This is a genomic window from Nonomuraea rosea, from assembly GCF_039539705.1.
Taxonomy (GTDB): Bacteria; Actinomycetota; Actinomycetes; order Streptosporangiales; family Streptosporangiaceae; genus Nonomuraea; species Nonomuraea rosea.
In genome coordinates this window covers 1-22,309 of sequence record NZ_BAABDQ010000079.1, presented here as the reverse complement: position 1 = coordinate 22,309, position 22,309 = coordinate 1, and the positions used below count along the sequence as shown (strand labels likewise).

The window sequence follows — 22,309 nt, the reverse complement described above, 5'->3', positions numbered from 1 at the left end:
CTGCTTAGACAACACCTCAGCTACCGGGAGCCCGCTCCCGTTCACCGGTCAACGGCCCAATGATGACCGCACCTCGACACTCTCGTGACTTGAGCCTCGACACCAAAGTCCTTTGTCAGCAGGCTCTGAGGCACGTTGGCCGTGCTGCCCAATACGTTCTCCCAGCGCAAGAACCCGGCGCCGGGGGACCCGCTCAGGCCGCGGTGAGGTCAGCCGGGTTTACGGTGTCGGATCCGAACAAGAGTCCACGAAACGTTTCCGGCGCGTCAGCGCCCGGGAGTTCGCCTCCAAGGCCAGGACCAGCGCCAAGCGAGTCTTGGCCTTCTGGCGGGCCTGGAACCCGCCTGGCTGACACAGGCGTTGTTCCCCACGCGATGGCCTTGGAGCCGGACCGGGACGTCGAACTGCCCGACGTCAAGAAGTATCCGTTCTACGGCGAGAAGGGCTACTACCGCAGTTTCGACGCCCGGGCCGTCTCGAACGAGCGGCGCAAGGGGATCGAGCGGGAGGCGGCCAGCTCTGGAACCCGCCCCGCGGCCATCACCTACGTGATCGAACATCCGAAGGCGGTCAAGACCGCGCTGCTGGCCGACGAGACGACCCGGACGGCGGTGTGGGAGGCCCTGGCGGAGTTCGATGCCCGCCAGGCCGCCGCCGACGCGGCCGACCGCGCGGCCGCCGCTGACGTCACCGCCCAGCGGCAGAGCGAATACGACGGCGAGCACGACAGGGACCTGCACCAGGAGCGGGAGTCGCTGGCCGCCGAAGCCCGCGCCGCCCGCCACGGGTCCGAGGCCGAGGCGTCCATGGTCGTCTTCAACGCCATGGCCGAGATCCGCATGGCCGCCTCAGCAGCAGATCCGATTCACCGCCGACCGCGCCGAAGCCATCGCCGCCGTCCGGGACCTGGCCACCGGCTCCGCCCTGGACGACGCCGCGCTGGCGGCGTTCCTGGACGAGAACGGCGGACTGCTATGAGCGGCCGGGAGATATCCCGGCGGACTCCACAACACGACGCGATGGACTTCACACAGGCCGAGAAGGACGTCGCGGACGTGATGATCTGGCTGCGCTGCAACCACGGGCACGAGGTCAGCTACGCCGACATCGCCGCCGGCGTCAAGTTTCCGAACGGTCACCGGCTGCGGCGGGCCGTCCGGGTCGTCCGGGTGATCGCGGCCAACCGGGGTGATCGCCTGGAACGGTTCCAGCCCTCAGCCGACCCTGACCGGCGCGACGCCGGTCGGCGGCGGGCCTGGACCACCCGCTACATGCGATCCGGACACGGCGACGAGTTCAGCGCCCGCGACGCCATGTCGGCCGCGCGCGCGGCGATGACGTCGGTCAAGGACATGCACCGCGCCACCACCTTCGAGGCCGCCAACCCGCACTCCATCGCCCGCAAGGAGTTCGCCACCATGGCCCAAGCCGCCGACGAGTGCATCACCAAGGTCGCCGGCCTCGACACGGTCGGCCCGCAGACGGTCCGGCGCGAGAACACCAGCCTGCTCACTCAGATGATCATCGAGCTGTAAGCCCGGCTCACCGAACCGGCAGCAGGCTGAACAGGGCCGCCTCCACGCCATGGCAGCCGTCCCGGACGCATCACAACCTCCAACGACCGGCCAGGAGCCCATCATGACCACGCTCGAACGCACCCTCGCAAAAGCGCTCACGGAGATCGTCATCTGGCTTGACCTCAGCGACGACGACGCCATCAGGCCTGAGGCCACGATGGAGGTCCTGGAGCCCGTGATCGCTCTCCTGCAGCGCCTCCCCGGACAGGACCGGCAAGCCCTCGCCGACCTGATCAGCCAGTTCGTGCACCAGGAAACCGACCCCGAGCGGCAGCTGACCGTCATAGAAGCGCCCGAAACTCTGGGGCTCCTGGCCTGAGAGTCGTGTCTTCAGCTCTCAATCGTCGTCCTGGTGGATGAGCCTCCCCGATGCGAATAGCGCATACTCAGGCCTCCACCCCTGGCAGTAATCCAGGTCGTCGGCGAACTGCAGCGTCAGAGACCGAACATGAAAGCATGGCCATGCTTCGGCCTTAATGTCCCCGCCGAACCCTCCTGAGTGGATCCGCGAGCAAGCGCAGCACCCCGTGAACCACATTCCTCGCTGCTCCACACGGCCGCCGCCCGAGAAGATAAAAGGGGCACACATTCGCCGGGGCTCATGGGCGACGAGTCGCTCAAACCCGGCCTCATCCAGCCTCGTCAGCAGGAAGTCAAGTAGTTCCTCCACGAACTCCTCAAAGCGCGCCACTCTGGCATCATCCATCAGGTCCGCGGGCCATCAGACCAGCCGCCTGAGCGCTCTTTTGCTGCCCTGCTTCGAGCACCACCCACTGGCGGATCCAGCGGGGTCTTCTCATGCGGTTGATGGACCTCTCGACGGCCCACTGACGGGGCAGGCGCGGCTGCCTACTTGCCTGACGTGGCTGACAGACCTTCAAGCGGCTGACCAGCTAGTTCGCTTGACAACCCCAGATAACCATCGACGTTCGGGGCCGGTATGAGTCTTGAGCGGCATCACCAAGCATGCGAATGATTACGCTCAGGCCGGGCAGCACCGGCAGGGGGATGGCGGCTGGGCGCTGGCAGGCTGCACAGCATGATCAGACACAGCGACACGGGCGACTGGACGGCGAGCGTGGGCGGCGGCGTACGCAGCAGTAGGGGCGGCATGCGGGCCCACCTGGGCGGCTGGTAGCCCGAACAGCATGAAGGGCCCAAACCCCGGGCAAGGGGGATTCGGGCCCTTCGTCGTGCGCGTCCATGGAGGCCCGACTCCGCCCACGTAGACGTCTACTCAGCCCCCTCAACAGGAAACGCATTAACGCACACGGCCGGCATTTCTTTCAACGACCGCAGTTGAGCAGGCCGAAATCACAGGTCCGACCGGCGCAACACTAATTCTCCACGTAGGACTTGAACTTCTCGTACAACGCTTTGTCGGTCATCCCCTGATAGACGATCTTGTCCTTGCCGACGACCGCGGTAGGAGGACATTTGGCGTCGGAGACCATCTGCGCGAACGCGATCACTTTATTGGACGCGACCTCACGGAGAGTCACATCCCACGTGGCCTTGTAGTGGGGAAGGGTCTCGCCGAGGAACTTGCAACGGCCGATCTTGCGCTCTTCCCCGGTCGGGTACCGGTCCACGCAGAGGACCGCTTGCACCTTCGCGGGATTCTTCGGCACCCAGGCCGCCGGAGACTTCGTTCTCACCTTCAACGGCTCGTCGGGATTGCGGAGCGCGAAGACGTCTTCGAAGACAGGGTGCCCCCAATAGTCAGCGATCGCGACCCGGTGCGGTGCCGCTCCGGCGAACTCCGGGGCGTCCGGATAATACTTGCCCGTGCAGACCTGCCCCAGATCGGCGTCGGCCTTGACCGGCTGACCGCTTTTTGTCGGATCCAGTCTTTTGGGGATCGGGGTCGGCTCCGCGCTTTCCGCTGACCAGTTCGGATTTATGGGCCGGACGTAGAACACCTCCTTGTACACGACGTAACCGATGCCGGAGACTAAAAGCAGACTCACCACGGCCAGGCAGACTTTCAGCAGCAACCGCTTCTTCTTCGGTGGCTCTGGCGGCATCGGTTGCCGAGCCCAGTTACCGTGATCCCCCGTGAATGTCATCGTTTTTCTCCTTAAATGGCGACGAACAGCGCGAACTCGGCCGAGGTCACACCATACAAGGAACTTCTTCACCTATCCGGCGCTTTTCGCGCTTCATCACCAACAGCGCCCGAGCCCGCCACCGCCGTTTGCGTAGCATCCCGTCGAACATCTCCGAGACGCTGACAGCCCACGGTGGACCCACCAGACGTCGTTCATCATGATTGCTTTTGAGTCGCTTCCGGCGCTCGGCCCTCCCCGTTGTCCGTCGGTGCCTCGCGTCGGGCCCGCTGATGCCGATCGTGATGGTTGCCTCAGTGCTCTGGTAGGAGGTGCGGCGGCGCTCGGCCGCAGTGCGGACGGCGGCGTGGATCCGGCCGCGCAGACGCATCGCCCTTGCCGGGTCGGCCGCGCGGTCCAGGCCGGTGATCGTGAGAAAGCACATGCCGGAACTGGGATCCGGGGCAGCAACGGCGGGAGCGGCGGTTTGCAGGGCGGCGCGCAGCCGGGCACGTTCGGCCGCGCTCAGCGGCCGCCGGCCCAGCAGGTCGGGCCAGCCGTCCGGCCGGGCCGGCACCGTGTAGGCGTGCCCGGCCCCGGCCGGGCTGTCAGTCGCGTCACTCACCAGGGTCTACTGCCCCCGCCTCAGCATCGAGCGCGGCGACCTCGCGCAGCTCACGCAGGCGTCCGTTCAGGTCCGGGCGCTGGAAGGGGTAGGAGCCGTGGAAGTTTATGTGCTCGAACAGCAGCGGTGACAGGCGCGCGCGGATCTGCGGCCCGATGGCCAGGCCACCCGCCCGCAGCCGGTCGACGGCGGCATCGAGGTAGAGCGGAGAGCGCGACAGCGACAGCCCCAGGTCTCACGAGAGACTGACAGAGAGGGCCCTCCCGAATCCTCCCAACGTTGATAAGCCTCTTCCCTAGATTGATCAAGCTTCTGGCCAGCATTCCTCCGAACGAGCCGGGATGACGCGCGACGAGCTCTTGGTAAGACTCAGAGACGCGTTGGGCGGTGCGCAGTCTTTCCTCCCGCCGGCCCGCCTCACCCAGCCGGACCGCCAGGGTGTTCAGCGAGGTCGCCAGGTCGGGCAGATAGGCGTCGGGGTTGGCCTCGGCCAGGCGCTCGCGGATCTCCACCGCGCGCTGGGCGGTGCGCAGTCCTTCCTCGCACCGCCACATTCTGCCGGACCAGCTCGACGACCAGAGGCCGCACCCCGACCCCGGCGATCCGACGTCGGCCATGGAGCGGGCCTGGCTGGCCCGGGTCGTGGCTGCTTGGAAGGCCGGCAGGGTTCGGCGGGGCGACGCTTAACGGCGGATGATCGAAAACGGCGCTCGTTTGTGTACACAACAGGCATGGCGATCCGGGCCGCGGGCACCGGGCTGGAGCACCAAGAGATCGCGCCGGTTCCCGCCCGGTCGGCTCCAGCTTGCAATCCAACCGCGTCCCGCCGTCGAACTACAGGTATGAAGAAGAAGATCCTGGCGTTGCCGCTGGCCATGGGTGTCGTGCCGGCGAGTTCGGGCAAGGCGTACCCGCAGTGGGAGGTCCAGGTCAGCACCATCACCCCCGGCGTCCGCGCACGAGCAGGCTCCTGACGCGGCTCGGGCTCAGCTTGTTCGCGCAGCCCCGGCGGTCGTTCGGCTCCGGCGAGCCTGCAGGTCGGGGTGGATGCACATTCGATCGAGCCGAAGGAATCTCCTTGCATAGTCCCGCAGCCCCTTCGCGATCCGCTGGTATCTCCGCTTGCACACTCTCTGTGCTCGCCGCCTTCGCCGTGGTCCTCGCCGCCGCCTTCGTCGTCGCCCCGGGCACGCTGGCGGCGAGCAGGCCGGGCGGCGGCTTCGCCGATCAGTTCAGCCTTGTCGAGACCCTCGGCAAGGCGTTCGTCGAGTACTGGAGGTCCGGCGACCGGGATCTCTCTCCGAGCTTGGAGAGGGTTGTCGATTACTGGTTCCGTTACCACGTGGCCAAGGCGGTGATCGCTGCGATCTTGCTGATCGTGCTCGTTGTGCTCGGCGTTCTTCTCTGGAGGGCGTTCCTGAGGGCCGGCGCTCTCGGGGCGGGAAGGAGGGCCGCCCTCGCGTCGGCCGGCGTTCTTGTCACGATGCCCGCGCTGTTCTCGCTGATGGTGGTGATGGCCAACGTGCAGGGTGCGGTAGCGCCCTTCGCCTCGCTGCTGTCGCTGCTGCCGGTCGGCGCCTCCGACGGAGTGCTCGCCGATACGTTCGACCAAGTCAGACAGCGACTGGCTGAGTCCGCAGCCGCGGGTCACCGGACCCCGCCCGCTCTCGAGGTGATGATCAGCGACTATGCGCTGTACCACGTGACGCTGGTCGTGATCGGTTCCATCGTGGCGGTCGTGCTCATCGGCATGAGCATTGTGTTGTGGAGAAGATCTGCCAGAACCGGGTCGTCTGACAGGCGAACGAGGCGCGTGCTGAGGTCGTTCGGTGTTCTTTCGACGGTGTTGTCGCTGATCATGATCGTTGTTGTAGCGGCGAACATGACCAACGTAGCGGACCCGGCGCCGGCACTCTTGGCCTTGTTCGATGGCGGACGGTGATGTCACGGCGGTCGATGGCGGTGCGGAAGGTGCCGGCGGTGTCGCGGCGTACCCGCCGATGGAGGTCTCCCACCAGTAGTCACACCAGCACCGACCACGATGGTTATCTAGGGTTGTAGGGCCCTTCCAGCAGGTCAGAGGAAGATGATCTCCTCTTTCACGTAGGTCAAGTTGATTGAGCTCGACCCGAGCCCATCGTTATCCGGGGTTGTCAAGCGAACTAGCTGGTCAGGTGAGGGTGTGACCTTCGGCGGCAAACGGCGCGACACCTTCGCTGCCACATGACCGTTACAAGCTGCAAGATTCTGGCCCCTCAATGCCTTGGCGATCATGGCTTATCGTGCTGCGATGGGTTTTGAACAGCAGCTCCAGTCGGAACTGGCGGCACTGACCGGCCACGAGGACAGCGTCGTGGAACTCTGCGGCCTGCTGCCGCCGGGCCGCCTCATCGAGACGGACGAAGGCGAAGGCGCCCGGTCTATGGATGGCTGTGGAGCCGGCCTCGGCTGATCTGTGGGCAACTGTCCGAGAGCTGCACGGACGGACCGGCTTGTGGCCTCTGCTGCTGGAATCTTCGCCGCACGATGATGAGTTCAGGCCCTGGGAATCCGGGGAGCTCTCTCTAGAGAAGATCACTTGTCCGGATCTCCACGACCACGCGACTCTCCTGGCGACGTGGTGGGTGCAATACACCGAGGTCGATGCGGACAGCGATCCGTTGTCGCCGACCGAACGGATCGCCGTGACCGCACCCTACGGTCAGCGCTGGCCCGGGTTGGCGCCGGGCAAGCTGTTCGCCGCGGAGCCGACCTCGTTCGCAGCCGAGTACGCAGTCCACCTCACGGCCCAGAATCCGGACATGCGCCTCGGCCTGGCCGCCGCCGGCCGGGGGGCTGATGCTCTGGCCGCCGCCGGGTGGACGGGCCCGCTGAACTACACCAACGACACCGGTGAGATCGCCGCCGTCCTGCGCAGCTGGGAGGACCGGTTCGGCGCCGTGGTCGTCGGCGTCGGTTCCGCCGACCTGTATCTGAGCATCGCCGCCCCGCCTTCGACGCTGCAGGAGGCGCTCCACGTCGCAGCCGAGCACTTCGCCTTCTGCCCGGACAACATCTGGCAGAACAGCCACCCCTACACGCTTGCCGCCTACGCGGAGCGACTTGTCGGACTCAACTCGTGGGAATTCTGGTGGGACCGACGAACGGTCTGAGCTGTCGGAGAATCGAACGATTCTCAACATGGTCAACAAGGTGCCGTGACCTCAGGCGGGGTCGGGCGCGCAGGCGGTTTCGGGTGACCGTCCGTCCTCGACTTTCGCGATGGGCTCGCCGGCGAGATGTTGTAGCGCGCTCTGCAGTGTGATCCGGGACGAGGGGGCGAGGTCGGCCAAGAGCTGGTTCTCGATCGTCTCGATGTCGGCGCGGGCGGCTCTGAGGGCGCGGTCGCCCTCGGGGGTGGCCTCGATGATGCGGGCTCTGCGGTCGGCGGGGTCGGGGCGGCGGCGCACCAGGCCGGCGTCTTCGAGTTCGTCGAGGATGAGGACCAGCTTGCTCTTGTCGACCGATACGGCCTGGGCGAGGGCGAGCTGGGTGCGGGCGGGGGCTTCGACGACGGCCACCAGCACCGTGTAGCCCCACAGGGTCATGCCGTGCACGCGCACCGCGGCGGTCTCGGCGGTGGCCAGGCCTTGCTTCAGGCGCGCGAACAGCCAGTGCAGGTCCTGGTGCAGTCCGCTCCCGTGCGGGCCTTCGGATGTGGGGGCGTGGGCCATGGACAGCATAATACCCAGCCAAGATGTTCTTGACTCAAAACTATCTTGCTCTATATTGATTTTGAATCCAGATCATCTTGAATTTGAGGCAACCTTATGACGTACCTTCTTCATCTGGACGCCAGCGGACGCAGCGAGTCGTTCTCCCGCAGGCTCGGCGAGACCTTCGTGGCCGACTGGCGGGCCACCCACCCGGACGGCGTCTACACCTACCGCGACCTGGTGGCCGATCCGGTGCCGCCCATCGACGAAGACCGGGTCCGCCCCGCCACTCAGTCATCGGTGAACGGGGTGCGCGACATCGAGGCCATGGACCAGGTGGCCGTCGGCGCTCCTGAGCTGGTCAGGAGCTGGGCGGCCACCCGCCCGCTGGTGGAGCAGCTCCTCGCGGCCGACGTCCTGCTCCTGGGCGTGCCGATGTACAACTTCACGGTGCCCGCCGCGTTCAAGGCATGGATCGACCGCGTCACCCTGCCCTGGCTGCCGCTCAAGGGGAAGTCAGCCGTGGTGCTGAGCGCGCGCGGCGGCGCCTACGGGCCCGGCACCCCCCGTGAGCACTTCGACTTCCATGAGCCCTACCTGCGCGCCTACTTCTCCGTGCTCGGACTCGACGACGTCACCTTCGTCCATGCCGAACTCACCCACGCCACGGTCATGCCTTTCCTCGCGCAGTTCCGCGACCAGCACGAGACCTCCCATACCGCGGCGCTCGACGCGGTGCATGCCCTGGCAACCCGGGTGCGCGCCGAGACGCCGTCCTGACCACGACTCCCCGACCCATAGAAGGACGACCCACACCATGAACACCGATCTCAGCGGCCGCGTGGCCCTGATCACCGGCGCGTCGACCGGCATCGGCGCCGCGACCGCCCGCGCCTACGGCCGCGAAGCCGCCCGCGTGGCGATCACCTACCGCAACCACCCTGACAGCGCCGAGAAAGTGGCCGCGGACGTCGAGGCCGCCGGCGGGCAGGCGCACATCGTCCGGCTCGACCTCGAGGACCTGCCCACCATCGACCATGCCGTCGCGACCGTCGTCGAGCGCTGGGGCGGCATCGAGATCCTCGTCGCCAATGCCGTGCGCTGGGGCGGCGACGGGCCACCCGACCCCAGCGTCCGGTTCGAGGACGTGCCCCTGCGCCTGCCGCCTCCCAGCGCTCGTGCGAGACGGCTGCGATCTCGGCCCCAGGCGCTTGTCCGTGATCGAAAAGGGTCGTGACCAAGCTGAGATGCGAGCTGTCGCGGCGCCTCCGGACGAACGCGAGTCTGAGGGTTTCGCCGCCGAGCTGCGACAATCGGTGGCGTGGGTCAGCGCCGGCGGCTCGGACGTGCGCGAGCTGTGGGCTTCCTTTGCCGGAGGGGTCGCGGTCGTCGCGGCGATATTGCTCGCCTGCGTGCCGCGCGCAGCAGTGGCGGGAGCTTCGTCGGTCGAGCGCTGAATACGCCGCGGCGGTGGAGTTCGTGGCTCTGGGTATCGGCCGTGGCCCGACCGGCCGGGAGGTTCAGCAGCGGCGGCCGCGATCGCGTTGTCCGGCGTGTGGGCGGACGTGGTGGGCGGGTCTGCAAAAGCGCGTCGATGCGGTGTACTGCAGCCGGCGCTGTCGCACCACGGCCTGGCGTGAGCGGCGGGGCGTGGTGCCGAAGTGGCTGGTTCACGCGTTCGGGAGACGTCACGGTGTGACGCTTGGTCGTAACGCCAAGCTAGGCGGCCGGCGCGGCCGGGGCCGGCGTCTGGCCCGGGAGGGGCGCTTGCGGGTCAGCCGCAATCCCGACCTGGATCCGGCCGTCATCGCCGCCCACCACCACATCTCCGTACGGAGCCTGAAGTGCTCGGCGCTCAGGTGATCGGAGATCGATCAGCCGTTCGGCCTGGCCAATCGCGTCCCGCTGGGCGGTCTGCTCACCTGCTCGGCACGTAACCGCACGCTGGCCGCCCGATACGAAGAAGGCCGCCCGGTCCCCCTGCCCTGGCTACACCACGCGATGGGACGTCCGTGTTGTGAGGCTCAGCGTGAATCGAGTGAGGCCGGGATGGGAGGCGACCTCGAGAGTGCCGTGGTGCGCCTCGGCGATCGCCCGGGCCAGGGGCAACCCGAGCCCGGCTCCCCCGGATGCGCGGGTGCGCGCGTGGTCGCCCCGGGTGAAGCGGTCGAAGACCTGCAGGTCGCCGGGGATGCCCGGGCCGTCGTCCGCTACGGTCACCGTGACGTTCTCGCCGTTGCGGCGCACCGAGGCGATCACGGTGGTGCTCTCGGGGGTGTGCTGCCGAGCGTTGGCGAGCAGGTTGGTGATCACCTGGTGCAGGCGCAGCGCGTCGCCGGTCACCGTCACCGGCTCCGCGAGCAGGTCGAGGGTCCAGCGGTGACCGGGTGCGACCACATGAGCGTCCTGCACGGCTTCCACAACGAGCCGAGTCAGGTCGACCTCGGCGTGCTCCAGTGGCCGGCCGGCGTCCAGCCGGGCCAGCAGCAGCAGGTCCTCGACCATGCGGGACATGCGGGCCGCCTCGACGTCCACCTTCGTCATGGCCTCCCGCAGCAGCTCAGAGTCGGTGGTGGGGGCGTGCCTGCCGAGTTCGGCATAGCCGAGGATCGTGGTCAGCGGGGTGCGCAGCTCGTGGGAGGCGTCGGCGACGAAACGCCGGACCTGCTGCTCGCTGCGGTAGCGCGAGTCCAGGGCCCGCTCGATGTGGCCGAGCAGGGTGTTGAGTGCCGCCCCGACCTGGCCGGCCTCGGTGCGCTCGTCCGTCAGGTGCCGGGGGACGCGCGCGGTCAGGGCGATCTGTCCGGTGTCCAACGGCAGCGCCGCTACCTGCCGGGCGGTGCCGGCCACCTCGCGCAGCGGGCGCATTCGCCGGCGCACCAGCACCGAGGCGCCCGCGCCCGCCAGGGCCACGCCGAGCACGGTGAAGATCGTCGCCGAGCCGACCATGATATCCACGGTCTCGTCGACTCCCGCGGTCGGCAGCCCGGTCACCACCCGCGCCGGCCCGGCCGCGGCCGCCATGACCCGGTAGCGGCCGTAGCCGGGCAGCACGACCGTGTGCACCTGGCGGTCGATCGGGACGCCCCGCAGCATCTCCAGGACCGCGCCGGACAACCGTTGCGACCTGCCCTGGGCGGTGATGGTCTCGCCACCTTCGCTGGTGCCGTGGAAGTAGCCGGTGACGGTTCGGGTCGGCTGAATGCCGGTCTCGGTCCACGGAGCCCCGGCCGCCAGATCGCCGGTCAGGTAGCTGGCGGGCCGGGCGAGGGCCACCGCGGCTGTGCGGAGCGCGGCCTCGCTCGTGTCCGCGTCCAGCCGGTTCAGCAGCGCCCGATGCAGCGCCCACGTCGTCGCGACAGTGATCAGGCAGCCGACGAGGGCGACCAGCATGACGTTGGTGACGACGAGCCTGGCCGTGGTGGACCACAGCCGTGCGCGCAGCCTCATCCGGCGGCCTTGAGCACGTACCCCGCGCCGCGGACGGTGTGGATCAGCGGTGGACGACCGGCGTCCAGCTTCTTGCGGAGGTAGGAGATGTACAGCTCGACGATGCTGGCCTGTCCGCCGAAGTCGTAGTGCCACACCTGGTCGAGGATCTGCGTCTTCGACATCACCCGGCGCTGGTTGAGCATGAGGAAGCGGAGCAGCTCGAACTCGGTGGCGGTGAGCGCGATCTCCACATCGCCTCGCCTGACCTCGCGAGTGCTCTCGTTCAGGGACAGGTCGCCGGCGATCAGCACAGGCTCGGCGTCCGCCCGTCGTGCGATGCCCGCCCTGCGCAGCAGCGCTTTGAGACGGACGACCAGTTCTTCGAGGCTGAAGGGCTTGGTCACGTAGTCGTCGCCTCCGGCGGTGAACCCGGCGATCCTGTCCTCCACCGCGTCTTTCGCGGTCAGGAACAGGACGGGGACGTCGGAGCACAAAGCGCGGATCCGGCTCAGGACCTCCAGTCCGTCGAAGTCCGGGAGCATGATGTCGAGGACGACCGCGTCGGGCGGTGCGTCACGCGCGCTGTCGATGGCCTGCCTGCCTGAATGGGCCAGCGCGGCCTCCCAGCCCTGATAACGCAGGGCGATCCGGATCAGCTCGGCGATGTTCACCTCGTCATCGACGATCAGGACTCGCACCGGAGCCACGTCTTGCCGCCCTTCGTGCTCGCCCATACCACTCCAAGCCGACGGAAACAGAAAGTGACTGGATATTACGCGATCCGTGAACCTCGCCGGCCTCGTCCGCCGCACGATCGACCATTCTCAGGTGATTCATAGAGAGCGCAGGGTCGAGTCATAGGAACGCTCGATAAGCCAGATCTGAGCAGGAGTTCTCTGCCGTCACCATGCACAGGAGACCCCACGAATCATGCGTAGACACCTTGCCGTCACCTCCGGCACCGTCCTGTCGGTGGCACTCGTCGTCAGTGGTTGCGGTTCGAGCACCTCCACGACCTCGTCGCCGTCGGCGAGCGCTGCGGCGCAGCGTGACCACGGACCAGGCGGGGGTGGCCCGGGTGGAGGTTCTCCGCAGCAGATCACCGCGGTCGATCTCAACACCGGCGGGACCAGCCCGGGCGGCGCCAATACCGCGGCGGTCGTCAAGGCCGTCGACGCCTTCCTCGCCACGCTCGACACCGCCCAGCGGGAGAAGGCCGACTACGAATTCTCCGACAACAAGGACCGGCAGACCTGGTCGAACTTTCCCGCGACGACCGTGCCGCGCCCGGGCATCGCCCTGTCCGACCTCACCACCGACCAGCGCAAGGCCGCCGAGGCGGTGCTTCAGGCGGCGCTGGACCCCGCCGCCGTCCAGCAGAACACCGCCATCCGTACGGCCGACGACTACCTGAGCAGCCTCGGCGGCCAGGGCGCCGACGGTTTCGGCAGCCTGAAGGACTACTTCATCGCCGTGTACGGGCAGCCGTCGGCGACGCAGCCGTTCATGGTCCAGTTCGGCGGGCACCACCTGGCCCGCAACCTCACCTACAACGGCGACAAGGTCAGCCAGACCCCGCAGTTCGTCGGCTCCGAGCCGGCCGCGTTCGAGTCCGGCGGCACCACGGTCGAGCCGGTCAAGGCCGAGTCGTCAGCGATGTTCGGCATGATCGCGGCGCTCGAGGACGAGCAGAAGGCCGCCGCCGAGATCACCTCCGGCACGTTCGACGACCTGCTCATGGGACCGGGCAAGGACTCGGGAGTCTTCCCCGCCGCGGAAGGGTTGCCGGTGTCGAAGCTGAACGCCGACCAGAAGAAGCTGGTCATGACGGCGATCCAGGCCTACGCCGGCGACCTCGACGACGACGCCGGCGAGAAGCTGATGACCACCTACGAGTCGCAGCTGAACCAGACCCGCATCGGCTGGGCCAACAACACCGGCCCGGCCGACGAGAACAGCTACATCCGCATCGACGGCCCCAGCGTGTGGATCGAGTTCATCAACACGCGGAGCATGAGCACACCGAACATCCACTTCCACTCGGTGTACCGGGACAAGACCAACGACTACGGCAGCAGCAAGCCGAGCTGACCATGCGCACCACCATGATGCGGTGGGCGGCTCGCGCAGGGACGCTGCTCGCAGGCCTCGTCATCGTCGCCGCTGCGGTGACGGCCCTCACCCCGGGACGCGCGGACGCCCACCCGCTCAGCACCACGGCGATTCTGCTCGACGCCGCGCCGGACCGGCTCACCGGCGCAGTGCAACTGCCCATCGATCGGCTCGCCCTCGCACTCGACCAGCCCCTCACCGCTGCCACCATCACACAGCCCGCCAAGCTCGATGAGCTGCGCCGTTACCTGCTCGGCCACATCTCCGCGGCCGACCAGAGTGACGGTGCCCGGTGGAGCATCGCCGCAGGCGGCGGCCGGGTCGAGAACGTCGACGCCGTCGACCATCTCGTCTTCGACCTCGTCCTGCGCCCCCCGGACGGCACGGTGCGCGACTTCCGGCTCACCTACGACGGGATCGTGCACCACCTGCTGTCCCACCACATCCTCGTCTCGCTGCGCCCGCAGGGCGCCGACACTTATGCCACCGTCGGGACGCTCGACTGGCAGCAGCACACCATCGCCGTTCCCACCGCCGGCGCCACAGGCGAGCAGGGTTTCGCCGCCGCCATCCGCCTGGGCGTCCAGCACATCGCTGAAGGCGCCGACCACCTGCTCTTCCTCATCATGCTCCTGCTCCCAGCACCGCTACTGGCCCGCGGCGGGCACTGGGTGCGAGCCGGCGACCTGCGCCGCAACTGCCTGCGCGTGGTCCATGTCGTCACCGCCTTCGCCGTTGGGCACTCCCTCACCCTGGCCCTGGCCGCACTGGGTTACGTCAGCGCGCCCACCCGCGTCGTGGAAAGCCTGATCGCCCTGTCCATCCTGGTCTCCGGCGTGCACGCCGTACGGCCACTCGTCCCCGGCGGCGAGGCGTGGATCGCCGCCGGGTTCGGGCTGATGCACGGCCTCGCCTTCGCCGCACTGCTCGCCGGCCTCGATCTCGGCCACGGATCCCTGGTCACCGGCCTGCTCGGCTTCAACCTCGGCATCGAGCTGACCCAGCTCATGGTCGTCGCGCTGCTCATGCCGTCGCTGCTCGTCCTCAGCCGCACCCGGATCTACCCCGCGGCACGCCTCACCGCCGCCGCCCTCGGCATCGTGCTGGCCGCGGCATGGCTCGCCGAACGCACCACCCTGATCCCGAGCAACCCGCTCAACCACTTCTCCGACCTGCTCATCGCTCACCCGTTCCGCGTCGCCGGAGCCGTCGCAGCCTGTGCGGCAGTCGCGTGGGTGGTACCCGGCCTGCGTACAGCGAGGAATTGAGGAGCACGGCGGCCAGCCTGCCGTGCTGAAGCTTTCCCTCGGGCCTGTGCCTGTCGGTACGGGCCATCATGGCCCCGCAACCTTCCTGGCACCAGCCTCGTGACGATGTCGTGACCTGCGGCTTTGGTTCCTGCATGCCCAAGCTGCGGGCAATTAGTCACGACTCTGACGGTTTTGTCGCGAAGTTTAGGACAATGTATTGACATATTTCGGACAGGTTAATTAGAGTCCCGAGCCATGACTTCAGGGCTGGCGCAACTTCGCGATCACAATCGGCAACGGGTGATCGAGGCGCTGTCGCGCCTGGGGGTCGCGTCCCGCTCCCGGCTGGCCCAGGAGACCGGGTTGTCCCGCACGACGATCTCGGCGGTGGTCAACGACCTGATGGCCGAGGGCAGCGTGGCCGAGGTCGAATTGCCACGCTCCAGCGGCCCGGGAAGGCCGGGGATGGGCCTGGCGCTGGCTCGTCCGAGCGGGACGTTGATAGGCGTCGACTACGGGCACTTCCACGTCCGGGTGGCTGTGGCGGATCTGTCCTACAACGTGCTCGGCGAGCGCTACCTGGAGCTGGACCTCGACGCGGCACCGTACAAGGCCTTCGACACCGCCGCCGAGATGGCCGGCGAGCTGCTCCAGGAGGTGGGACGGCCGCCCGCGTCAGTGGTGGCCGGCGGAGTCGGAATCCCGGGCCCCTACGACCGCAAGACTGGAACGTTACATGCCGGGGCCATCCTCCAGTCGTGGGTCGGACTCGACGTCGCGGCCGAGCTGGGCTCCCGGCTGCCCTATCCGCTCTTCCTCGACAACGACGCCAACCTCGGCGCCCTCGGTGAGTTCACCTTCGGCGCCGCCGCGGACGCCGACGTCATGGTGTACATCCGCCTGTCGTCCGGAATCGGCTCCTCGCTCGTCCTGAACGGTTACCTGTTCCGCGGCGCGGGCGGTATCGCCGGAGAGCTCGGCCACGTCGTGGTCAAGGAGGACGGCCCCATGTGCCGCTGCGGCGGGCGCGGATGCCTGGAGGCGTTCGCCACCGGACGCGCCCTGCGGGAATCGCTCAAGTTCTCGCACGGTGAGCTCACCCTGGCCCGCATCCTCGAGCTCTCCGAGGCCGGCGACGTCGGCTGCCGGCGGGCGCTGTCCGACGCGGGCACGACGATCGGCCGTGCTCTCGGAGACCTCTGCAACCATCTCAACCCCGACCGCATCGTCCTCGGCGGTGAGCTCAGCGCCGCGGGCGAGGTGTTACTGGAGCCGATGCGCATCGCGGTCCGCAGGAACGCGATCCCGGCGGCGGCCAAGCAGGTGCGCGTCGCCGCCGCCAGTCTCGGTGACCGCGCCGAGGTGCTGGGAGCCCTGGTGTTCGCCCAGCAGCAGGCCGACGTCAACCTCGACGAGCTGCCCCGGGCCTTCCACTGAGCGGATCGCCGCACTCTCTCACCCAAGGAGTTCTTCCCATGTCAGCAGCGTCTCCGCCTGCGCAGCAGGCCGCCACCCGCTGGCGCCCGCCGCAGCTGTCGGGCGCGACATCGCGTTACGCGCTTCCAGCCGTCTTCACCCTGCTCCTGGTCGTCCTGCTCATCACGACTCCCGAGTTCCGCAACTGGAACAACATCGCCAACATCCTCCAGCAGAACGCGATGATCGGCATCGTCGCCTGCGGCATGCTCGTCATGATCGTCACCGGCGGCTTCGACCTGTCGGTGGGCGCGGTCGGCGCGATGACCAGTGTCGCCACGGCCTGGCTCGTCGGGCAGACTTCGCCGGTGCTCGGCGTCGTGGGGGCGTTGCTGCTGGCCGTCGTGGTCGGGCTGGTCAACGGCATCGCCATCGCCAAGGTCGGCATCAGCCCGTTCGTGGCGACGCTGGGCACGCAGGTGCTGGTCACGGGCATCCTGTACGTGTCGACGTCCGCCGCTCCCGTGTACGGCCTGCCACCGGAGTTCGCGGTGTTCGGCCAGTCGCGCGTCGGCGGCATCCCCACGGTCGCCCTGATCTTCCTCGGCGTGATCGTCGCGACCTGGGCGATGCTGCGCTTCACCCGGTTCGGCCACTACCTGTACGCGGTCGGCGGCAACCGGCAGGCCGCTCGCCTGGCCGGGGTCAACGCCGACCGCATCCTCCTGCTGGCCTACGTCTTCGGCGCCCTGTGCGCGGGCATCGCCGGCCTCGTCCTGATCACCCAGACCGGCATCGGCCAGCCGAACTCCGCGACCACGTGGCCGCTGTCGGCGATCGCCGCCGTCGTCGTCGGCGGCGTCCCGCTGGCGGGCGGGGCCGGGCGAGTCAGCTCCGCCGTGCTCGGAACGCTGCTGCTCGGCGTCGTCGCCAACGCCCTCAACCTGCTGGGCGTGTCCTCCTACTGGCAACCGGCCGTCACCGGCGTGGTCATCCTCGTCGCCGTCGGCATCGACAGCTACCAGCGCAAGCGCGCGTCCCAGACATGAACGACCGGGACCGTACCGAGAAAGAGCGATGAACATGCACGCAGTCACCCCACGGGTGCCCCGCTGGAAATCCGTCATCGGCGTCACCGCCGCACTGGTCCTGAGCCTCGCGGCCTGCGGCAGCGAGCCGAGCGGGAACACCGCCTCCGGCGCGGCGAAGACCTTCAAGATCGGCCATATGATCTTCGACACCTCGGTGCCGTTCTACTCCAACCTCATCAAGAAGGAACGCGAGACCGCCCAGCAGCTCGGCGCACAGGTCGACATCCGCAGCGGCAACGGCGACCTGGCCACCGAGATCTCCGTGGTCCAGCAGTTCGTCGCCCAGAAATTCGATCTGATCCTGATCAGCCCGAGCGACCCGAAGGGCATCATCCCGGCCGTCCTGCAGGCCAACAACGCCAACATCCCGGTCATGGCGGTCAACACGCAGGCCGCCACCGATGCGGGCGGCAAGATCATCACCTACGTGGGCGTGGACGACTACACCTTCGGCAAGGGACAGGGCGAGCTCCTGGTCAAGGCCGTCGGCGAGAGCGGCAACGTCGGCTACATCACCGGCAAGCTCGGCACCTCCGCGCAGATCCAGCGCAAGGCCGGCCTGATGGACGTGCTCAAGCAGCACCCCGGCATCAAGGTCGTCGCCGAGCAGGCCGCCGACTGGGACAACGCCAAGGCCCTGGCCATCACCCAGGACTACCTGTCCAAGTACCCCAAGGGGCAGCTCAGCGCCATCGTCAGCCAGGGGCCCGAGGGCGTTTCCGGCGCGACGAACGTGCAGAAGAGCGGGCGCACCGACGTGAAGTTCATCGTCGGCGACTTCCCCGCCGACGTGCGCAAGGCCATCTCCGACGGCACCGTGTACGGCAGCGTCAACCAGGACCCGGCACCCCAGGGCGAGAACGCGATCAAGTACGCCGTGGAGTGGCTGAAGGGCAACCAGTCGGCGGTGCCGCAGCCGAACGCGTACCTGGACCTGCCCATCATCACCAAGGACAACGTCAGCCAGTACAAGGCTGCCTGGGGGGAATGATGGCCATCCTGGAGATGACCGGGATCCGCAAGAGCTTCGCCTCGGGCGAGGTGTTGCACGGCGTCGACCTCACCGTCGAGCACGGCGAGATCCACGCGCTGATCGGGCACAACGGGGCGGGCAAGAGCACGCTCATGAAGATCCTCGGCGGCGTGCACCCCGATCACGGGGGCACCATCGCCATCGACGGCAAGCCCGTCTCCGTACGTACGCCGAAAGAGGCGATAGAACACGGCATCGCGGTCATCTACCAGGATTTCTCCCTCGTCCCGCAACTCACCGTGGCCGAGAACATCGCGCTCGGCCGCGAGCCCCGGCTCGGAGCGGCGGCGCTGGTGAACCACAAAGAGCTGGCCGCCCGCTCCGCCCGCGAGGCGGCGCGGGTCGGCATCGACCTGCCGATGGACCAGCCCGTAGGGCGGCTCGGAGTCGCGGGCCAGCAGCTCACCGAGATCGTCCGCGCCCTGGCCCAGGAGCCGCGCATCCTGGTCATGGACGAGCCCACGGCCCGGCTCGCCCCCAACGAACGCGAGCGCCTCTTCGCGATCATGCGGGACCTGGCGGCGCGGGGCGTCGGCATCGTCTACATCAGCCACTTCCTCGACGAGATCACCTCGGTCGCGGACCGCATCACGGTCCTGCGCGACGGCGACGTCGTCGCGCGGCTCGACGCCGGCGAGACGGACGCCGACGGCCTGGCCCGGCTCCTGGTCGGCGACGACGTCGCCGAGCACCAGCGCGTGACCGCGGCCACTCCCCCGTCCGGTGACGTGACGCCGGCGCTGGAAGTGACGGACCTCGTGGTCGCCGGCCGCCCGCCCATCTCCCTGCGCGTCGCGCCAGGGGAGATCGTCGGGATCGCGGGCCTGGTCGGTTCGGGCCGCAGCCGCCTGGCCAAGGCGATCGTCGGCGCCACGCCGAGCACCGGGACGGTCGCCGTCGCCGGACGTACGCTGCGCCGCCGTACCCCTGCCCGGGCCGCCCGCGCCGGGGTGCTGCTGATCCCGGAGGACCGCAAGGCGCAGGGGCTGGTGATGACCGGCACCGTGCAGGACAACATCGAGCTCACCGCGCTCGGGGGCGAGCTGACCCGCGCCGGCCTGGTCCGCCGCGCCGCCCGCCGCCGCCTGGTCGCCGACGCCGTCAAGCGCTTCCAGGTCAGGCCCGCCGACAGCGGCCGGATCGTCGACACGCTGTCCGGCGGCAACGCCCAGAAGGTGCTGCTGGCGCGCGCCGCCGCCGCCGGACCCAAGGTGCTCCTGCTGGACCAGCCGACCGCGGGCGTCGACGTGGGAGCCAAGGCCGAGATCGCCCGCCAGATCGAGCAGCTCGCCCGCGACGGCATGGCCGTCGTGCTGATCTCCGATGACCTGGACGAGCTGCTGGCGCTGACCAGCCGGCTGCTCATCATGCACACCGGCGCCCTGACGGCCACGCTGAGCACCGCCGACGTCGACCGTCCCGGCCTGCTGTCCGCGATCAGCCGGACGCGGAAGGAGGCAGCATGACCCCCACCGTCGCCATGAAGCTGTACGGCTTCGAGTGGACGAACCAGTACGGCCTCGACGAGACCGCCGCCGTACGCCGGCTCAGTGAGCAGGGCGTCGACTGGGTCGTGGTGCAGAACCGGCGCGACCCGATCCCCGGCAGCGGCGTCGAGCAACTGGGACCGCCGCCTGGCTACGACGATCACCGCTTCCGCGACCACCTGCGCGAACGCGGGATGCGCGTCTTCGAGGCGACAGCGGTGTACTTCCAGCCGGAGGAGTACCGCACCCGGCCGGAGCTGCGGCCGATCGCCTCCGATGCGAGCGTGATGGAGCCCTTCGACTGGTACGTGGGGTTGTGCCCGTCCGACCCCGGCCACGTGGCGCGCAGGGCCGAGGTGCTGTCCGAGGTCGTCGATGACCTGCGGCCGGACGGAGTGTTCCTCAACTTCATCCGCTTCCCGGGGTTCTGGGAGGCGTGGACCCCCCGGCGGACCCGGGGCGAGATCAAGGAGTACTGCTTCTGCGAGCGCTGCCTGCGCGGATTCAACCAGAGCACCGGCAACGAGCTGCCGGTGGACGACCCGCGCAGGGCCGCCGCGATCCTTCAGCACGAGCTGCGCGCAGAGTGGACCTCCTGGAAGTGCGCGCTCATCGCGGACGTGGTGCGGCGGCTGCGCACGGCGGTGTGCGCCGTCCGGCCCGGCACCGAGGTGCTCATCAACGGCGTCGCGATGGGACGTGACGACTTCGGCGACGCCGTACGGGAGGTGCTCGGCCAGGATCTCGGCCTGATCTCGCGAGAAGCCGAGCACACCGAGCTGATGCTCTACCACCAGATCCTCGCACGCGAGCCCTCACCCTGGATCGAATCGCTGGTGGGCGAGCTGCGCCCGCGGATCGACGGCACGCTGCTGGCCTGCCTGCAGACCTCCCCGACCTACCTCGATCCGCCCCACGACGGCATGGGCAGGCTGCCCGGCATCCCGCCGCAGGAGTTCAGGGCGGCGCTGCGGGCCATCGCGCGCAGCGCCGCCGACGGGGCGATGTTCTACCACTGGACGGACTTCGTGGCCGACGACGCACGCTCCGGGGACATGTCGGCCGCACTGCGCGCGTACAAGGAGGGAACGCTGTGACGACGGCGGACGAGCGCGTCATCGCCACCGGATTCGCCTACACGGAAGGACCGTGCATCGGCCCCGACGGCACCCTGTGGGTGGTCGAGCTGGCCGGCGGCTGCGTCTCGCGCATCGAGGACGGCCGGCGCATCGTCGTCGCACGGCCCGGCGGATCGCCCAACGGCGCGGCGTTCGCCCCTGACGGGCGGCTCGTCTTCTGCAACAACGGCGGCAACTGGGGCCCGAACGAGTCGACCGGCATGCGCCCCGGACCCGGCGGCGGTCATCCGGCGATCCAATGCCTCACCGGTGACGGCGAGGTGCACACGCTGCTGGACTCCATCGACGGCACCCCGCTCAACGCGCCGAACGATCTGTGCTTCGACCAGCACGGCGGCTACTACTTCACCGACCCCGTGTGGGCGCGACGCGACGAGCACGGCAGCGCCCCCGCCGCCGCCTCACCGCCCGGTGACGTCTGCTACGTGAGCCCGGACGGCACGGCCCGCCGGGTCCACCATGGTCTGCGCTTCCCCAACGGCCTGCACGTCACCCCCGACGGCCAGGCCCTGCTCGTCGGCGAGACCGGGACGGGCCTGATCCACCGCTTCGACATCACCGCCCCGGGGTCGCTCGGCCCGCCTGCGACCTACGCGGACCTCGGCCCTGACAGTTTCCCCGACGGTATGTGCTTCGACCGTGACGGCCGGCTGCTCGTCGCGGGCACCGGCTCCGGCGCCGTCTTCGTCGTCGCCCCGGGCGGCGGAACCGTGCAGGACACCGTCCGGTTCGCCGACCCGGACGTCACCAACGTCTGCTTCGGCGGGCCCGACCAGCGCACTCTGTTCGTCACCCAGGCCTCACTCGGCCGCGTGGTCGCGATCGAATGGCCTGTGCCCGGCATGGCTCTCTTCACCGGCGCGCGGCCGGAGCAGGGTCAAGGCGAGTCGCAGTGAGCGCCGAACCGCTGAACCGCGTGGTCGCCGGGTCCCGTGCACTCGGCGACCGCTGGGGGCTCGCCGCGGGGCTCAGCACCCGGGGCATGCAGACGTACGTGTGCGGCGATCTGAAGGCTTCCCGGCGCGAAGCCGAGGAAAGACAAGCCGGCTGAGGAGTTCGCCGAGATCGGGCTCGCCCTGGGGGCGCGTCGTCAGGGCCGGCTCGACCGGGCGGAGTCGTATTGCGGGATGCTGGGAGGCCCAGTACGCAGCCAGGCCACGAGAGCTGCGGCGGCGCGTATTCGAAGGCCTGTGGCTGGCCTGTTGAGGTGCCGCGTCTCCACGCGCAGAGCCGCAGAACGACGGGCCGCCAACGGAAGATCCAGCAGCGCTGGGTCAACCACGGCTGGCCCGGCGATGAGGTCAGGCTGTTTGGCGGAGGGCGTCGATGACGCTTGACAGGTGCTCGTGCATGGCGTGTTCCGCTGCCGCCGGGTCGCCCGACGCGATCGCGTCGATGATGCCC

The 22,309-nt window shown here is 68.7% G+C and carries 24 protein-coding genes; 18 read left to right on the top strand and 6 right to left on the bottom strand.

Features of this window, described 5'->3' with window-relative positions; translation table 11 throughout:
- Nucleotides 1-374 precede the first annotated feature (374 nt).
- On the top strand, nucleotides 375-1,535 hold the full coding sequence (locus tag ABEA43_RS66260; RefSeq protein WP_345580727.1) for a hypothetical protein: 1,161 nt from the start codon (nucleotides 375-377) through the stop codon (nucleotides 1,533-1,535).
- 103 nt (nucleotides 1,536-1,638) lie between these two features.
- A complete protein-coding gene (locus ABEA43_RS66255; protein ID WP_345580724.1) occupies nucleotides 1,639-1,896 on the top strand; it encodes a hypothetical protein in 258 nt (85 codons plus the stop codon).
- A gap of 1,018 nt (nucleotides 1,897-2,914) precedes the next feature.
- On the opposite strand, the gene ABEA43_RS66250 is transcribed toward ABEA43_RS66255, so the two are convergent.
- From ABEA43_RS66250 to ABEA43_RS68595, 3 genes are read right to left on the bottom strand one after another with little or no spacing between them, the layout of a single operon-like run.
- Nucleotides 2,915-3,646, bottom strand: a complete 732-nt coding sequence (locus ABEA43_RS66250) for a hypothetical protein (protein ID WP_345580721.1) — start codon at nucleotides 3,644-3,646, stop codon at nucleotides 2,915-2,917.
- A gap of 46 nt (nucleotides 3,647-3,692) precedes the next feature.
- Complete coding sequence (locus ABEA43_RS66245) at nucleotides 3,693-4,250, bottom strand: hypothetical protein (RefSeq protein WP_345580718.1); 558 nt, start codon at nucleotides 4,248-4,250, stop codon at nucleotides 3,693-3,695.
- Nucleotides 4,243-4,470 carry a Tn3 family transposase gene (locus tag ABEA43_RS68595; RefSeq protein ID WP_425570760.1) on the bottom strand — a complete coding sequence of 76 codons (228 nt, stop codon included), beginning with the start codon at nucleotides 4,468-4,470 and terminating at the stop codon, nucleotides 4,243-4,245. The genes ABEA43_RS66245 and ABEA43_RS68595 overlap by 8 nt, the downstream gene beginning before the upstream one ends.
- A gap of 622 nt (nucleotides 4,471-5,092) precedes the next feature.
- Between ABEA43_RS68595 and ABEA43_RS66240 the strand changes: the two genes are divergently transcribed.
- The 4 genes from ABEA43_RS66240 to ABEA43_RS66225 all read left to right on the top strand — a co-directional run bounded on the left by ABEA43_RS66240 (nucleotide 5,093) and on the right by ABEA43_RS66225 (nucleotide 7,402).
- Entirely contained in the window at nucleotides 5,093-5,224 is a 132-nt protein-coding gene (locus ABEA43_RS66240; protein WP_345580715.1) for a hypothetical protein, read from the top strand.
- Nucleotides 5,225-5,385: 161 nt separating this feature from the next.
- Entirely contained in the window at nucleotides 5,386-6,192 is an 807-nt protein-coding gene (locus tag ABEA43_RS66235) for a hypothetical protein (protein ID WP_345580712.1), read from the top strand.
- 348 nt (nucleotides 6,193-6,540) lie between these two features.
- Nucleotides 6,541-6,702: a hypothetical protein gene (locus ABEA43_RS66230; RefSeq protein ID WP_345580709.1), complete on the top strand. Its 162-nt coding sequence runs from the start codon at nucleotides 6,541-6,543 to the stop codon at nucleotides 6,700-6,702.
- Between the two features lie 172 nt (nucleotides 6,703-6,874).
- A complete protein-coding gene (locus ABEA43_RS66225) occupies nucleotides 6,875-7,402 on the top strand; it encodes a DUF4253 domain-containing protein (protein ID WP_345580707.1) in 528 nt (175 codons plus the stop codon).
- 51 nt (nucleotides 7,403-7,453) lie between these two features.
- Here ABEA43_RS66225 and ABEA43_RS66220 read toward each other — a convergent pair whose 3' ends face one another.
- Complete coding sequence (locus ABEA43_RS66220) at nucleotides 7,454-7,963, bottom strand: MarR family winged helix-turn-helix transcriptional regulator (RefSeq protein WP_345580704.1); 510 nt, start codon at nucleotides 7,961-7,963, stop codon at nucleotides 7,454-7,456.
- Nucleotides 7,964-8,059: 96 nt separating this feature from the next.
- Between ABEA43_RS66220 and ABEA43_RS66215 the strand changes: the two genes are divergently transcribed.
- Genes ABEA43_RS66215 through ABEA43_RS66205 form a run of 3 tightly spaced genes read left to right on the top strand, consistent with a single transcriptional unit; the run spans nucleotide 8,060 to nucleotide 9,402 of the window.
- The gene (locus ABEA43_RS66215; RefSeq protein ID WP_345580701.1) at nucleotides 8,060-8,725 is read left to right on the top strand and encodes an FMN-dependent NADH-azoreductase; all 666 of its coding nucleotides are present in this window, start codon (nucleotides 8,060-8,062) and stop codon (nucleotides 8,723-8,725) included.
- A 37-nt stretch (nucleotides 8,726-8,762) separates the two neighbouring features.
- On the top strand, nucleotides 8,763-9,182 hold the full coding sequence (locus ABEA43_RS66210) for an SDR family NAD(P)-dependent oxidoreductase (RefSeq protein ID WP_345580698.1): 420 nt from the start codon (nucleotides 8,763-8,765) through the stop codon (nucleotides 9,180-9,182).
- Between the two features lie 10 nt (nucleotides 9,183-9,192).
- On the top strand, nucleotides 9,193-9,402 hold the full coding sequence (locus tag ABEA43_RS66205; protein WP_345580695.1) for a hypothetical protein: 210 nt from the start codon (nucleotides 9,193-9,195) through the stop codon (nucleotides 9,400-9,402).
- A gap of 532 nt (nucleotides 9,403-9,934) precedes the next feature.
- Here ABEA43_RS66205 and ABEA43_RS66200 read toward each other — a convergent pair.
- Both ABEA43_RS66200 and ABEA43_RS66195 read right to left on the bottom strand, forming a co-directional pair.
- The gene (locus ABEA43_RS66200) at nucleotides 9,935-11,395 is read right to left on the bottom strand and encodes a sensor histidine kinase (RefSeq protein ID WP_345580692.1); all 1,461 of its coding nucleotides are present in this window, start codon (nucleotides 11,393-11,395) and stop codon (nucleotides 9,935-9,937) included.
- Nucleotides 11,392-12,111, bottom strand: a complete 720-nt coding sequence (locus tag ABEA43_RS66195) for a response regulator transcription factor (RefSeq protein ID WP_345580689.1) — start codon at nucleotides 12,109-12,111, stop codon at nucleotides 11,392-11,394. Before ABEA43_RS66195 ends, ABEA43_RS66200 begins: the two co-directional genes overlap by 4 nt.
- 196 nt (nucleotides 12,112-12,307) lie before the next feature.
- Between ABEA43_RS66195 and ABEA43_RS66190 the strand changes: the two genes are divergently transcribed.
- The 9 genes from ABEA43_RS66190 (at nucleotide 12,308) to ABEA43_RS66150 (ending at nucleotide 21,956) form a co-directional block, all read left to right on the top strand.
- Nucleotides 12,308-13,468, top strand: a complete 1,161-nt coding sequence (locus ABEA43_RS66190; protein WP_345580686.1) for a DUF3500 domain-containing protein — start codon at nucleotides 12,308-12,310, stop codon at nucleotides 13,466-13,468.
- 2 nt (nucleotides 13,469-13,470) lie between these two features.
- Nucleotides 13,471-14,757, top strand: a complete 1,287-nt coding sequence (locus tag ABEA43_RS66185; RefSeq protein ID WP_345580683.1) for a HupE/UreJ family protein — start codon at nucleotides 13,471-13,473, stop codon at nucleotides 14,755-14,757.
- Between the two features lie 237 nt (nucleotides 14,758-14,994).
- Nucleotides 14,995-16,176: an ROK family transcriptional regulator gene (locus tag ABEA43_RS66180; RefSeq protein ID WP_345580680.1), complete on the top strand. Its 1,182-nt coding sequence runs from the start codon at nucleotides 14,995-14,997 to the stop codon at nucleotides 16,174-16,176.
- 38 nt (nucleotides 16,177-16,214) lie between these two features.
- Entirely contained in the window at nucleotides 16,215-17,204 is a 990-nt protein-coding gene (locus ABEA43_RS66175; RefSeq protein WP_345580677.1) for an ABC transporter permease, read from the top strand.
- A 34-nt stretch (nucleotides 17,205-17,238) separates the two neighbouring features.
- The gene (locus ABEA43_RS66170; protein WP_345580674.1) at nucleotides 17,239-18,237 is read left to right on the top strand and encodes a sugar ABC transporter substrate-binding protein; all 999 of its coding nucleotides are present in this window, start codon (nucleotides 17,239-17,241) and stop codon (nucleotides 18,235-18,237) included.
- Nucleotides 18,234-19,745, top strand: coding sequence for a sugar ABC transporter ATP-binding protein (locus ABEA43_RS66165; protein WP_345580671.1), 1,512 nt, complete (start codon nucleotides 18,234-18,236; stop codon nucleotides 19,743-19,745). Before ABEA43_RS66170 ends, ABEA43_RS66165 begins: the two co-directional genes overlap by 4 nt.
- Nucleotides 19,742-20,863 carry a hypothetical protein gene (locus ABEA43_RS66160; RefSeq protein ID WP_345580668.1) on the top strand — a complete coding sequence of 374 codons (1,122 nt, stop codon included), beginning with the start codon at nucleotides 19,742-19,744 and terminating at the stop codon, nucleotides 20,861-20,863. Before ABEA43_RS66165 ends, ABEA43_RS66160 begins: the two co-directional genes overlap by 4 nt.
- Nucleotides 20,860-21,801, top strand: coding sequence for an SMP-30/gluconolactonase/LRE family protein (locus ABEA43_RS66155; RefSeq protein ID WP_345580665.1), 942 nt, complete (start codon nucleotides 20,860-20,862; stop codon nucleotides 21,799-21,801). The genes ABEA43_RS66160 and ABEA43_RS66155 overlap by 4 nt, the downstream gene beginning before the upstream one ends.
- Nucleotides 21,798-21,956, top strand: coding sequence for a hypothetical protein (locus tag ABEA43_RS66150; RefSeq protein WP_345580662.1), 159 nt, complete (start codon nucleotides 21,798-21,800; stop codon nucleotides 21,954-21,956). The genes ABEA43_RS66155 and ABEA43_RS66150 overlap by 4 nt, the downstream gene beginning before the upstream one ends.
- Nucleotides 21,957-22,309 lie beyond the last annotated feature (353 nt).